General features: G+C 37.4%; 9 protein-coding genes. 1 reads left to right on the forward strand and 8 read right to left on the reverse strand.

Annotation, left to right across the window (positions count from 1 at the left end; all coding sequences use genetic code 11):
- Window positions 1-2 precede the first annotated feature (2 nt).
- The 6 genes from PFY09_RS18770 to PFY09_RS18795 form a co-directional block, all read right to left on the reverse strand.
- The gene (locus tag PFY09_RS18770; RefSeq protein ID WP_076392091.1) at window positions 3-1112 is read right to left on the reverse strand and encodes a histidine kinase; all 1110 of its coding nucleotides are present in this window, start codon (window positions 1110-1112) and stop codon (window positions 3-5) included.
- Between the two features lie 124 nt (window positions 1113-1236).
- On the reverse strand, window positions 1237-2322 hold the full coding sequence (locus PFY09_RS18775; protein WP_271160717.1) for a porin: 1086 nt from the start codon (window positions 2320-2322) through the stop codon (window positions 1237-1239).
- Between the two features lie 11 nt (window positions 2323-2333).
- Window positions 2334-2882, reverse strand: coding sequence for a K(+)-transporting ATPase subunit C (kdpC, locus tag PFY09_RS18780; RefSeq protein WP_271160718.1), 549 nt, complete (start codon window positions 2880-2882; stop codon window positions 2334-2336).
- Window positions 2883-2976: 94 nt separating this feature from the next.
- The gene (kdpB, locus tag PFY09_RS18785) at window positions 2977-5016 is read right to left on the reverse strand and encodes a potassium-transporting ATPase subunit KdpB (RefSeq protein ID WP_268053280.1); all 2040 of its coding nucleotides are present in this window, start codon (window positions 5014-5016) and stop codon (window positions 2977-2979) included.
- Window positions 5017-5321: 305 nt separating this feature from the next.
- Window positions 5322-7016 carry a potassium-transporting ATPase subunit KdpA gene (gene kdpA / locus PFY09_RS18790; RefSeq protein WP_271160719.1) on the reverse strand — a complete coding sequence of 565 codons (1695 nt, stop codon included), beginning with the start codon at window positions 7014-7016 and terminating at the stop codon, window positions 5322-5324.
- A 682-nt stretch (window positions 7017-7698) separates the two neighbouring features.
- A complete protein-coding gene (locus PFY09_RS18795) occupies window positions 7699-9024 on the reverse strand; it encodes a sigma-54-dependent transcriptional regulator (RefSeq protein ID WP_271160720.1) in 1326 nt (441 codons plus the stop codon).
- 137 nt (window positions 9025-9161) lie between these two features.
- On the opposite strand from PFY09_RS18795, the gene PFY09_RS18800 reads away from it, so the two are divergent.
- Entirely contained in the window at window positions 9162-12038 is a 2877-nt protein-coding gene (locus tag PFY09_RS18800) for a M16 family metallopeptidase (RefSeq protein WP_408640176.1), read from the forward strand.
- Between the two features lie 31 nt (window positions 12039-12069).
- Here PFY09_RS18800 and PFY09_RS18805 read toward each other — a convergent pair whose 3' ends face one another.
- Window positions 12070-13149 (reverse strand): GNAT family N-acetyltransferase, encoded by a 1080-nt coding sequence (locus PFY09_RS18805; RefSeq protein ID WP_271160722.1) that lies wholly within the window; start codon window positions 13147-13149, stop codon window positions 12070-12072.
- On the reverse strand, window positions 13146-14108 hold the full coding sequence (locus PFY09_RS18810) for a polysaccharide deacetylase family protein (protein WP_271160723.1): 963 nt from the start codon (window positions 14106-14108) through the stop codon (window positions 13146-13148). The genes PFY09_RS18805 and PFY09_RS18810 overlap by 4 nt, the downstream gene beginning before the upstream one ends.
- Window positions 14109-14137 lie beyond the last annotated feature (29 nt).

A 14137-nucleotide genomic window follows, 5' to 3' on the forward strand; every position in this document is an offset into this window, starting at 1 on the left:
TTCTAAGATAAAATAATAATGTCGATCTGTCTTTCATTCAGTCGGTTCATTAAAGTGTAAATCCAGCTGTAGCCGAAAATTCTCTGCAAAAGATGAGCGTGCGGTTTTCCGATGCATACTGTGGTGATGTTATGCGCAATCACGTAGTCCAGAATTCCTTTATGAATACTGCTTTCCTTCTGCCGGATCACTTTGGCTCCCAATTCCTGAGCTAAATTAAAATTATTAATCAGAAATCGCTGCTTGTTCAGGGCAATTTTTTCAGGATTTTCTGATGGTTTCTGGATGTAAAGAACGGTCCACGGACTGTTGTAATAACTTGCCAGTCTTGCCGTTTTCCGGATGATATTTTTGGCTATTTTCTCATTGCTGCTGATGCAGGCAAGAAATTTTATGGGCTTAAAATTCTCGGTTTTGATCTCCGTTTCTACCTTTCTTTCAACATGGGTTGCCACTTCTTTTAAAGCCAGTTCCCGAAGCTGCAAAATATGTCCGCTCTGAAAAAAATTGCTTAAAGCCGTCTGGATTTTCTCTTTTTTGTAAATTTTTCCTTCTTTCAGTCGCGTTAGAAGTTCATCGGCGGTTAAATCGATGTTGACCACCTCATCCGCCAAAGCCAGAATTTTATCAGGAACCCGTTCCGAGACTTCTATTCCGGTGATCTTTTTTACTTCTTCATTCAGGCTTTCAATATGCTGAATATTCATCGCACTAATGACGTTGATTCCATTATCCAGAATTTCCAGAACATCCTGCCATCTTTTTTTATTTTTGGAACCTTCAATGTTTGTGTGAGCCAGTTCGTCCACCAAAACAACTTCGGGATGGGTATTAATAATAGTCTGAAGATCCATTTCTTCCAGATTTTTACCTTTATAAAAAGAAGACCGTCTCGGTATTTCTGGGATTCCGTCTGTTAAAGCGACAGTTTCTTCTCTTCCGTGGGTTTCGATGTAGCCAATTTTTACGTCAATTCCGTTTCGCAAAAGAGCATGCGCTTCCTGAAGCATACGGAAGGTTTTTCCTACACCCGCGCTCATTCCGATGTAGATTTTAAATTTCCCTTTTCTGGATTTCTGGATGAGTTCTAAAAAATCTTTTGCTGAAGACATTTTTTGACTTTTTTTATAATGGATTTATTAATTATAAACCTAACAGGTTTTTAAAACCTGTTAGGTTTCCCATCTTAGAATTACTAAACTTTTAAAACTAAATCTAAATTGATGCAGTCTTTTCTCAGAACCAGGCTGCTAAACTGGTGGTGATGAAAAAATTTCCCTGTCTGAAATTGTCGTTTTTCACAAAAATGGCATCTTTGGAAGTAAATCTTCTTGCTTCCGTACGGAAAACCACATTTTTCAGGATCTGATAATCGACATTCAGAGAATATCCGAAAGTCTGAAATCCATTAGGCGTTTCCGTAGCGATGATAACCCCGTTTTTGTCGCTGAAATATTCCACACGTCCCGCAAGACTCCACTGATCGTCAAACTGATACTTCATCAATACGTTTGGAGAATACCAAAGGTTGTAGCTTTCACTTCCTTTTTCTTTCTGTTCGGCTCCGATATCAAAACCTAACGTCGTTGAGAAATGATCCGTCAACTGAAAATTTCCGTACAGATCATGGAAGTAACGCATTCTTTTATCATCCTGCGGTTTATCGTTTCCTATGAATGAACTGCTGTTCAGTGTAATCTTATCGTTGGGTTTAAAAGTTATCTGATGCCCGAAAGAAAGACTTTTATTTCCTTCAGCTTTTGCAATTCTCTGCCATCCGTTTAAAACAAGACCGCTCAGAAACCATTTTCCGTTATCCGAAGTATAAGAAACTTTAGCTCCGGTTTCGAAATAGGGAGAATTTTCTGCCGCGAGACTTCTGGTAAGATTAACGTTATCTTTCCCGATTGCGCTTTCCCAGCCAATGTGTGACGGCATGATCCCTGCATCGATCCACAGATTTTTTGTTTTGGAAATTTTAATCCCGATATTCGCTTCATTTACATATTTCAAAGCGTCCTGTTCCGCAGCCAGATTATCCTGTGCATAAGTTCCCGCCATCAGAGCGAGATTGGCGCGCATCCTGTCGTTTTCATAGTTGGCTTTGATAAATCCTAAATTAAGGTTAACTTCATTGTGCCTGTTGTAGCTGTACAAAAAGTTCTGGCGGTTTCCTCCGGAAGGTTCATTGAAATCATAGGTGTAAAAAAGTTCAGCGTAAGCAGAGATTTTCAGCTTGGCATCGGTTTTTGCAGAGTCTGTGTTTTGTGCCTTCGGTAAGAAAAATCCTGCCAATAAGAATGCCGCAATATATTTTTTCATAAAATTTTACTTTATTTAAGCTGATCCAGAGCAATGTTAAGTTTCAATACATTTACTTTTGACGGACCGAAAATAGATGTTTCTGTTTGATTTTTGATAAGTTGTTCCAGTTTTTCTGAACTGATATTTCTGTTTTTTGCCACTCTTTTAACCTGATAAAAAGCGCCTTCCGGAGAAATGTCCGGATCAAGTCCGCTTCCGCTTGCCGTTACCAGTTCTACAGGTACTTTTGCGTTCTGCATTTCGGGATTCATCATTTTTAAAGTGTCAATTCTTTTCTGTACGGTCTGAAGATATTCCTCGTTGCTTGGTCCTTTATTGCTTCCCGCACTTCCTGCTGCATTGTAATCTACCGCAGAAGGACGACCGTGAAAATACTTCGGAGACGTAAAATTCTGTCCGATATTGGCGTAAAATTTCTGTCCTTTAAAATTAATAATTTCTGCATTTCCCTGAGTTGGTAAAACTTTAGAACTTGCGTAGACAATTCCTAAATATATTCCGACAATTACAAGCATCACCAATGTAAGTCTGGATGCTGATAAAATATGATTTTTCATTTGAATTAAATTTTTGAGTTGAGTGGATAGAAGATGGAAGAAGGATGACGGGAGTTAAAATATTACGTTCCATTTCCAGCTTCAAATTTCCAGCCTAATAAAAAAGACTTATAACTAAATCGATAAGTTTTATTCCGATAAATGGGGCAATAATTCCGCCCAGTCCATAGATCAAGAGATTTCTTCTCAATAATGCGCTGGCTCCGATCGGTTTATAAGCAACTCCTTTCAAAGCTAAAGGAATCAGGATCGGGATGATGATGGCGTTAAAAATAATCGCAGATAAAATCGCAGATTCAGGGCTGTGGAGATTCATAATATTCAGCTTTTGAAGCGCCGGAATAAACGTGATGAACAATGCTGGAATAATTGCAAAATACTTGGCAACATCATTCGCAATACTAAAAGTTGTTAACGTTCCGCGTGTCATCAGTAACTGTTTCCCGATTTCCACAATTTCAATAAGTTTCGTAGGATCATTATCTAAATCCACCATATTTCCTGCTTCTTTGGCTGCCTGTGTTCCGCTGTTCATTGCTACACCCACATCGGCCTGTGCAAGTGCGGGAGCATCGTTGGTTCCGTCTCCCATCATGGCAACCAGTTTTCCTTCCTGCTGTTCTTTTTTAATGTAGTTCATCTTATCTTCCGGTTTTGCTTCGGCGATAAAATCGTCTACTCCGGCTTTTTCAGCGATAAATTTTGCCGTTAAAGGGTTGTCTCCGGTTACCATTACCGTTTTCACGCCCATTTTTCTTAACCTCTGAAAACGCTCCTGAATTCCGGTCTTGATGATGTCCTGAAGCTCGATAACTCCCCAGACTTTTTCATTAACAGAAACAACCAAAGGAGTTCCTCCGTTTTCGGAAATTCTGGTAACGGCTTCCTGTGTTTCGGAAGGGAAAATATTTCCCGCTTTTTCTGTCAGTTTTTTAATGGTGTCATATGCTCCCTTTCGGATTCTCGTGTTTTCAAAATCGATTCCTGAAGTTCGGGTTTCAGCCGTAAAATCGATATAAACCGGATTGGGAACAAGTAAATCTTCGGATTTTAACTGGCTTAATTCGATGATCGATTTTCCTTCGGGCGTTTCATCCGCAACGGAACTCAGTGCCGAAGCTTTGATGAATTCATCAAGCTGAATTCCATTTGAAGGATGAAATTGGGTTGCCTTACGGTTTCCGATGGTAATGGTTCCTGTTTTATCCAGAAGCAGTACATCAATATCTCCCGCAGTTTCAACGGCTTTACCACTTTTGGTGATCACGTTGGCTCTCAAAGCTCTGTCCATTCCCGCGATTCCGATTGCAGAAAGCAGACCGCCAATCGTTGTGGGAATCAAACAAACGAAAAGTGAGATAAATGCCGCAATGGTAATCGGTGTCTGCGCGTAGTCTGCAAAAGGTTTCAGAGTAACGGTTACGATAATAAAGGTTAGCGTAAAGCCTGCTAAAAGTATGGTTAATGCGATTTCGTTGGGTGTTTTCTGTCGGGAAGCACCTTCCACAAGAGCAATCATTTTATCTAAGAAAGATTCTCCCGGTTTGGTGGTTACTTTTACTTTTATTCTGTCGGAAAGTACTTTTGTACCGCCTGTTACGGAACTTTTGTCTCCTCCTGCTTCACGGATAACAGGTGCGCTTTCTCCAGTGATGGCAGATTCGTCGATGGTTGCAAGACCTTCGATAATTTCTCCGTCCATCGGGATCTGGTCTCCGGCTTCGCAAAGGAAAATATCGCCCAGTTTCATTTCGGCAGATTTTTTCATCACGGTTTCTACCTGAAATCCCTGTTTGTTGCTTACGACAACTTTTGCGGGAGTTTCCTCGCGGGTTTTTCGTAAAGTATCCGCTTGCGCTTTTCCTCTCGCTTCGGCAATGGCTTCGGCAAAATTGGCGAATAAAACCGTAAAAAATAAGATAACGAATACTAAAAAATTATAGCTGAAACTGCCTTGAGACTTGTCTCCGGTAAGGCTGAACAGGCTTACAATAAGCATGACAACCGTTCCGATCTCTACGAGAAACATGACAGGATTTTTAAACATGATTTTCGGATTCAGTTTTACGAAAGACTGTTTGATGGCTTCGTTTACCAAATCTTTTTGAAACAATGTCTGAGATTGATTTTTCATTTTGTTTTGAAAGTGTTATATCATTGGAAATCAAAATCAACCATTAAAGCAAATTAATATTAAAGAATAAAAATGGATAATATTAGTTGGGTATGGATGAAAATTGAGACTAGTTTTCTTTATATAATCTGCTTAATGGTTTGAATTGATTTTTGAATTAAATTTTTCTTTTTTGAAGCATTAAGATTTATTTAAGAAGCGAAGTTTAATCAAGAAATTCAAAGAATATTTTAAACTTAATAATTTGATAAGATTAATTTTTTTAACGTCTTAAATAAGTCTTAACGGTTCAAATTAATTTTTAATTATTTAGAAAAATACTTAAGCTGTTCTGCAATCGGACCCAAAGTAAGGGCAGGGAAGAAGGACAGCGCAGCGATCAGAAGAATAACGGCTAATGTCATAAATCCGAAAGTGGCAGTATCTGTTTTCAGCGTTCCCGAGCTTTCAGGAATGTATTTTTTCTGTGCCAGTAATCCTGCGATTGCTACCGGACCGATAATCGGGATAAATCTCGATAATAAAAGCACAATTCCTGTGGAAATGTTCCACCATGGTGTGTTGTCTCCCAAACCTTCAAAACCGGAACCGTTGTTTGCAGATGATGAGGTAAATTCGTACAGCATTTCACTAAAGCCATGGAAACCGGGATTATTCAGCGTTTTGGCTCCGAATTCAGGCAGATAAGCTGTTAGAGCTGTTCCTACCAAGATCAGAAAAGGATGGAATAAAGCCACAATCATGGCGATCTTCATTTCTTTAGCTTCAATTTTTTTGCCTAAAAATTCAGGGGTTCTTCCCACCATTAATCCGCTGATGAATACGGCTAGAATGATGAAAATGAAATAGTTGAGAATTCCGACACCGCATCCGCCGTAGAAACAGTTGATCATCATGGCAAGAAGCTCATTCATCCCCGAAAGCGGCATCGTACTGTCATGCATGGCGTTTACAGATCCTGTTGAAATAACGGTTGTAGCAATGCTCCAGTACGCTGAAGCAGCACTTCCGAAACGGATTTCTTTGCCTTCCATGGCTCCAAGATGAGAATCTGTTCCCATTTGGGTAATCAGAGGGTTCCCGTTGGTTTCATTAATAACGTTCGGAACGGTTAAAGCCAGAAAACCAATCGTCATGACAGCAAAAATCGTCCAGGAAAGTTTTCTTTTCTTCAAATAAAATCCTAAAGCAAAAACCAGTGCAAAAGGAATAATCATCTGAACAATCATTTCTGTCATATTGGTCGTATAATTCGGGTTTTCTAACGGATGAGCCGAGTTGGCTCCGAAGAATCCTCCTCCGTTTGTTCCCAGATGTTTGATGGCAACAAAAGCCGAAACCGGACCTCGTGAAACATCCATTTTGCCTCCTTCCAGAGTGGTAATATGGTCTTTTCCTTCAAAAGTCATCGGACTTCCGTTGGATGAAAGGATGAAAGCAACCACAATGCTTAAAGGCAATAAAATACGGATCACAGATTTGGTGAAGAAATCGTAAAAATTCCCCAGTTCTGTTGTCGTTTTATCTCTGAAAGCTTTGAATAGAACTGCCATTGCAGCCATTCCTGTCGCAGCAGAGACAAACTGTAAGAACATTAAATACAACTGACTGAAATAACTAACTCCCGTTTCTCCGGAATAGTGCTGCAAATTACAGTTGACTAAAAAAGAGATAGCGGTATTGAAGGCTAAATCCGGCGACATATCCGGATTTCCGTCCGGATTCAAAGGAAGCCAGGATTGATTCAGCAAGATAAAAAAGGCAAGAATAAACCATACAAAATTGATGGTTAACATCGCAAACATATTCTGTTTCCAGGTCATTTGACGGTTCGGATTGATGCCTGAGATTTTATAGATCAGATTTTCAGCGGGCTGAAAAATTTTATCTAAAAAGGTTTTTTTGTAGCCGTATACATTAGCAATATATTTTCCGAGAAAAATACCAATCACTAAGGTAATCGTGAACATGGCAATAATGCCTAAAATTTCTGTGTTCATTATTTTTGGTTAAAATTTTTCAGGTTTTATTAATACATAGCAGATGTACACAAAGGCGATAACGGATAGGAAAAATAAACTCCACATAATTTTTATATTTTATCAAAAAATTCAACGGATTTGTAAGAGATCCAGAATAATAATGCGCTGAGAAGAATTAAAACTATCAACATCATACGGCAACAATTAGGGTTAATAAAGTAAATACTACGTAAGATACCATCAGCAGACTCAGTTTTGAGCGCTCCCGTTCTCTGAACGTTTTTCTTGAAATTGTCATTTTATAAATATTTTATTCAGACTGACAATGCCAAAAGAAGTTCCATTGTTGTTTAGATTAATTTAATTAATTGAAAATGAGTGTTTTGATTATGTTTCATCATGTGCCAAAATACAGAAAAGCCTATCAAAATGATAGGCTCGTTATTAAAATGATAGGTTTTATTTTTTTAACCAATAAGTTCTTTCTTAAAAAAACAGACTAAAACTATGTTCCTTTATATTTTTGAAGGCATTTTTTAGCTTAAAGCGAAGCTTCTCTTATGTAATCTTAACTTCTAAACTAAAACTTAATGGTTTAATTCTCAATGTATTTAAAATTAGTTGTAATTAAATGATAATCAATTATTTATTGTTTTAAATAAAATGCTCCAGTATCTACAGCGTGGATTTTAATTAACATTTATCTCAAATGATATTCTTCCAGTTTGCGGTATAAGGTAGCAATCCCGATTTCCAATAATCTCGCTGCTTCTGCCTTGTTTCCTTTGGTGTATTGAAGCACTTTCTGAATATGTTCCTTTTCCAGAGATTTCATGCTGAAAGAATCGTTTTCAGAAGAAACTTTTTCAGAGTAACGCGGAAGACTTTCTGCATCAAGGATATGATCGTTCATTAGGATTAAGCTTCTTTCGACAGTATTTCGAAGTTCCCGTATGTTTCCTTTCCAGTCGTTTTTTTCCAATGTTTTATAGTATTCCGGAGAGATTTCAATATTGGAGATATGAAGTTTTTGAGAAAAAACATTCACGAAATTTTTAGCCAGAGCTTTCAGATCCTCTTTTCTCTCGCGAAGTGACGGAAGCCTGATTTCAAAGATATTCAGCCGGAAATAAAGATCCTCACGGAAGTTTCCCTGCTTTATTTCTTCCTCCAGATCACGGTTTGTAGCGGCAATCAGTCGGAAATCCGATCTGGAAACCTTCGTTTCTCCCATTTTGATAAACTCTTTGGTTTCCAGTACACGAAGCAGTTTTGCCTGAAGCTCAATCGGCATTTCTCCGATTTCATCCAGAAATAGGGTTCCGCCATTGGCTTCTTCCACCAGTCCTTTTTTATCTTTTACTGCTCCTGTAAAAGCTCCGGCTTTATGCCCGAAAAGTTCGCTTTCCAGAATTTCTTTGCTGAAAGCGGAACAGTTGATGGCTACAAAATTATTTTTCTTTCTGTCGCTGCCTTCATGAATGGCATTCGCAAAAACTTCCTTTCCGGTTCCGGTTTCGCCCGTCAGAAGAACGGTTGCATCCGTTAACGCTACTTTTTCAGCCAGTTTTTTTGCCTGAATAATGGAGGGTGAATTTCCGATAATCGTTTCAAAACCTTTTGAATAAGAACTCTTCTGAATGATTTTCGACCTGTTATCTTTTGCTTTTTCTAAAGATTTATAAACCAGCGGAATAATTTTATCATTATCATCACCTTTCACCAGATAGTCGTAGGCGCCATTTTTCATTGCCTGAACTGCGTCCGTAATATTTCCGAAAGCCGTCATCAGAATAATTTCCAGATGAGGATATTTTGTTTTGATGGATTTTACTAAATCTACTCCGAAAGCATCGGGAAGCCGAACATCGCTTAGCACGACATCAAATTCATACTGTTCTAGCATCGTCATCGCAGAACGTGCGGTGGAAGCTTCTTTTACGTTAAAATTTTCTTGGGAAAGGATCATTCCTAATAGTTTCAGGAGCTTGATCTCGTCATCGATGATGAGGATGTTTCCTTGCATGGTGTTGTAATTTGGAAAACTGATGCAAACTTAAATATAAAATGCGAATCTTAATCATAGATTTTAATATTTATAAAATGGAAGGATTCTTTTTTGATTGCTTACATTTGTATTCATTCTATTTTTAAGGGTGAAAAATGAAGTTTATGATTGATAAAAAATTCAGGGAAGAAATTCATACAGATAAAAATAACTACGAATATATCACGGTTTCCAATGACGAAAATGGAGTGAGAATTTACACTTTAAAAAATGGTTTAAAGGTTTTTCTTGCCCAAAATTCTGATGCTCCAAGAATCCAGACTTATATTCCTGTGAGAACCGGAAGCAATAACGATCCTTCTGATAATACAGGTTTGGCGCATTATCTAGAACACATGATGTTTAAAGGAACCTCTAAATTAGGAACTCAAAACTGGGAAAAGGAAAGTGAATTATTAGATCAGATTTCAGATTTATACGAACAGCATAAAGCTGAAAATGATCCTGAAAAAAAGAAAGAAATTTACCGCAAAATAGATGAAGTTTCTCAGGAAGCCAGTCAGTATGCCATTGCGAATGAATATGATAAGGCAATTTCTTCTTTAGGCGCAAGCGGAACCAACGCGCATACATGGTTCGATGAAACGGTTTACAAAAATAATGTTCCGAACAATGAGCTTGAAAAATGGCTGAAAATCGAGAAAGAACGTTTTTCTGAACTGGCCTTAAGGCTTTTTCATACCGAACTGGAATCTGTTTATGAAGAATTCAACAGAGCACAGGACAACGATTCGCGTCTGGTAAATTATGAACTGATGGACGCACTTTTTCCTACGCATCCCAACGGACAGCAAACGACTTTAGGAAAGGCAGAACATCTGAAAAATCCTTCCATGAAGGCGATTCATAAATATTTTGATGAATATTATGTTCCGAACAATTATGCTATGGTTTTGGTGGGAGATCTTGATTTTGAAGATACGATTCAGCTTGTTGACCAATATTTCGGAACCATTCATTACAGAGAGCTTCCGAAAAAAACGCCCATTATCGAAAAACCGATTACGGAAATTATAAAACGAACGGTAAAAAGTCCCACAACGCCGAGAGTACAATTGGCGTGGAGAACGGAAAGTTACGGCACAAAGGAAGCGATGTTGGCGGATGTGGTGGTAAATATTCTTAGCAACAGGGGAGAAGCAGGATTGCTGGATCTGAATATCAATCAGACTCAAAAATTATTGTGGGGACAGGCGTATTCAGTAGGTCTGAAACAGTACGGATATTTTTCCATCGTTGCCGTTCCGAAGGAATCGCAGACTTTGGATGAAGCCCGAGATTTGGTTCTGGAGCAGATCGAACTGGTTAAAAAAGGAGAATTTCCGGACTGGATGCTTCCTGCCATCATCAATGATTTTAAAATCCAGAGGATGAAAGCGCTGGAAACCGCAGACGGATTGGCAACAAACCTTTACGATACGTACATCAAAGAAAGAACGTGGGAACAGGAACTGAATGAGATGGATCAGTATGAAAAACTGACGAAAGAAGAGGTTATCGCCTTTGCCAATGAGTTTTTCAGAGATAATTATGTTATCGTTTATAAAGAAAAAGGAGTAAACGAAAAATTGATCCGCGTAGAAAATCCGGGAATTACTCCCGTAAAAATAAACCGTGAAGCCCAGTCTGAGTTTTTACAACAGATTTTAGAAGAAAAAACGGGAGACATTCAGCCTGAATTTGTGGATTATGAAAAGGAAATTCAGAGAGATGTTATTAAAGGCAAAACCGTCAGTTTTGTTAAAAATAAATATAACGATATTGCGCAGGTTCATTTTATTTTTCCTTTCGGAAGCGATCACGACCGCGATCTGGGAATTTCAACTCAGGTTCTTCAGTATTTGGGAACTGAAAAATTCTCTCCGGAAGATCTCAAAAAAGAATTCTTCAAAATCGGCGTTACCAATGATTTTAAAACCACGAATGATCAGCTGATTATCTCGCTGAACGGTCTGGAAGAAAATATTGAAAAAGGAATAGATCTTCTGCAGCATTGGCTGTATGAAGTAAAGCCGGATCAGGAAATTTACAGACAGTTTACAGAAACTATTCTGGAAAACCGTGCTGCGATGAAGAAAGATAAGGGTAGAATTATGACGGCTCTTACCAATTATACCAAATTGGGACCTTTTTCGCGGTTCACGGATGTTATTTCAAAAGAAGAGCTGGAAAGCAGCAATGTGGAAGTTTTTACAGACCGTATGAAGAAGCTTTTCAAATATCCGTATCAGATATTTTTCTACGGAAGAAATTTTGAAAATTTTACTTCATACATCGGAAAATATACTGAAAATGAAAGTTTTGTCATTCCGGAACCTAAAAATTATCCGGAACCGGAAACAGACGGAAATGTATACTTCACAGATTACGACATGGTTCAGATGGAAATGAGTAAGGTAGGAAGAGGTCGCAATGTCAACACGGAAAATTTTGGTAAAATCAATGTTTTTAATGAATATTTCGGACGCGGTTTGTCATCCATTGTTTTTCAGGAAATCCGTGAAAGCAAAAGTTTAGCGTATTCTGCATACGTTTCTTACGCGGCCAATTCAGAGCTGGATCATCCGGATTACATTACCACCTACATCGGAACGCAGCCGGACAAATTACAGATTGCTGTAGATACGATGACTGAACTGATGACCGAGCTTCCTGAAGTGAAGGTACAGTTTGAAAATGCAAAAAATTCTGCTTTGAAACAGATTGCTTCGCAACGGGTAACGAGAACGAATATTTTCTTCAATACGTTAAGATTAAGAAAACTGAATATTCATCACGATTTCAGGAAAGATATCTATCATCAGATTGAAAGCCTGAAATTTGAAGATCTGAAAGATTTTTACGACCATTATATAAAATCCGTTCACTTCAACACCGCCATTATCGGGAAAAAAGAAAACCTGAACAGAGAAGCGGTTGATAAAATGGGAACCTTCAGTGAAGTGAGTTTAAAAGATATTTTCGGACATTAAAAAAGAGGCTTGAAAAAAGCCTCTTTCCGTTTCATGTCATTGCACAATCGCCGTCTCCATCCTGAAAATCCGGATTAAAATCTTTCGGCAGATTAGCAAGTAAATTTTTATGGAACATATATCTTCTTTCAAAATCTTTCTGATAAATTTTCTGAAACTGCTTTGAAGAAGCGATATTTTCATTAAGTTCAATATGATAATTCGTTAGAACCTTCACTTTATTTTTCACAATGAAATTATTCAGAAATACAACAAATCTCTTTAATTCTGTTTTTGAAAATAAGTATAAAACTTTAAGCGTTCCGTCTCTTAGAAGCAGAAGCGAACAGGTTTCCAAATTGTTATTTTCATCATAAATTTTTATCCAGAAATATCTGAACTGTTTTGAATAGGCTGAAAAAAGGTAATCTTTTTCGGTATTTTCGCTTTCCAGAACCCATGGATTTTCAATAAACCAGTTGATCTCATCAGGCGTTCTGTTGCTTTTAAACGCCAACAGAAATGCTGAACTTTCCGCATCAATTTTATCTGAAATTTCAAACTTAAAATCAGGCTTTTGGATGAAAATTTTTCTAAACGATAATAGTGTGTTGATAAAACTATCCACAATTTTAAAAACCGGCTGAAAAGGTTTTAAACCAGACTTTTTTGCAGGAATGATCGTTGCAAAATCTGCTTTGAAATAATATCTCTTTCCTCTTTTAGGCTGAATGTACCGGAAAAGTCCAATTTTATTATACAGACTTTCTGCTTCTTTTGTAAATTCTGTGATGGCAATATTTCCGTCGTATTCTTCAAAGGCTGTATTTAATAAAGTCTGTGCAATTTTCTTTCCGCGAAACTCATTGCTGATGAAAAGGGTACTGAGCCATGCATACTTAAAAGGTTTTCCATCGATGATAAAATGATCGGGAAAACACCCTAAATAACCCGCCAACTGATCGTTATGAAAGGCAAGAATCAATAAAATGTCTTCGTCACCGGCTTTCGGATTTCTGAGATGGGAAATAGCGCGATGCTTCGTGATGGGAAGGAAATCATACTTTTTATAATCGCCGGATGATATGAATTCTTCAAGTTTTTTTCGGTTTAAAGTTTTCAGATCAATCATCTTCTCGCAATTTTATTTTTGTTAAAAATCTTCTTCAATTTAAAGTAAGCCATTTCTTTTTTTAATGTAATTTCAGCCGTTTCGCTTGTTTCAAAAGGGATTCTCTGAAAATTTTGAGGAACACTGTCGAGCTTAATTCCTGCGCTCCCAAAGCTGCAAAATAATTCGGGATTTCTAAATAACTGATCAAAAAAAGCTTTTTCTACCCCAAAATCGGTGAATGGAAAAGCAAAACTTTCATATAAAAAATCATTATGCTTCAAATAGTCAAAAGTTCGGTTACAGGATTCAAGTTGCTGATTAATAGATAATTCATGGTACAAAGGATGATCCCAACTGTGAGAGGATATTCCGAATCCCTTTTCCGTAAGACTTTTTAACTGATCCAAAGTCATGTAGGGCTTCTGCTGACTTAAAAATGAATTGAAATCAATTTCCAGAATTTCTGCAAGCTGGTCTAAAAGATTTTGTTGTAAATAACTGATTTTTAAAATTTCAGAAATACTATTTTCTTCTGTTTTAAGAATGCTGAAGACTTTTGGGTTTATATCATTTTTTTTCTCGATTTTATCAACTAAAAGACTTGCTTTACAGCGAAACATCAGGTTTTTATTATCAACAAATTCAGGATTGATAAAGTTAACCGCATAAATTCCTTTTCTTTCCAAAATAGGCAGTACAACGTCATAAAACTCACGCAATCCGTCATCAAAGGTCAGCAAAGCAATCTTCTTTTTCGGCTTAAAACTTCCTTTGATAAAATCTTTGAATTCCCGCCAGTTGACAAACTGAAAATATTTCAGAAAATAATCTAAATCCTGCTCAAACTGTTTTACATTTTTATACTGAATGATATTTTGAAGATGAGGCAGATTTTCATCGGAAACACAATGATAAACGGGTAAAAAGTAAGACAGGGGAAATGATTTTTCGACATTCCCATTTTCAAATTCTGACAAAAAATTAATGATTTTTCTTTTCATTGATC

Origin of the sequence: Chryseobacterium gambrini (genome assembly GCF_027920505.1) — a bacterium.
In the GTDB taxonomy this organism is placed as follows: Bacteria; Bacteroidota; Bacteroidia; order Flavobacteriales; family Weeksellaceae; genus Chryseobacterium; species Chryseobacterium gambrini.

Excerpts from the sequence above, each read along its gene's own strand:
- PFY09_RS18770 (WP_076392091.1), bottom strand. The coding sequence starts at position 1,112 with ATGTCTTCAGCAAAAGATTTTTTAGAACTCATCCAGAAATCCAGAAAA.
- PFY09_RS18775 (WP_271160717.1), bottom strand. The coding sequence starts at position 2,322 with ATGAAAAAATATATTGCGGCATTCTTATTGGCAGGATTTTTCTTACCG.
- kdpC (WP_271160718.1), bottom strand. The coding sequence starts at position 2,882 with ATGAAAAATCATATTTTATCAGCATCCAGACTTACATTGGTGATGCTT.
- kdpB (WP_268053280.1), bottom strand. The coding sequence starts at position 5,016 with ATGAAAAATCAATCTCAGACATTGTTTCAAAAAGATTTGGTAAACGAA.
- kdpA (WP_271160719.1), bottom strand. The coding sequence starts at position 7,016 with ATGAACACAGAAATTTTAGGCATTATTGCCATGTTCACGATTACCTTA.
- PFY09_RS18795 (WP_271160720.1), bottom strand. The coding sequence starts at position 9,024 with ATGCAAGGAAACATCCTCATCATCGATGACGAGATCAAGCTCCTGAAA.
- PFY09_RS18800 (WP_408640176.1), top strand. The coding sequence starts at position 9,162 with ATGAAGTTTATGATTGATAAAAAATTCAGGGAAGAAATTCATACAGAT.
- PFY09_RS18805 (WP_271160722.1), bottom strand. The coding sequence starts at position 13,149 with ATGATTGATCTGAAAACTTTAAACCGAAAAAAACTTGAAGAATTCATA.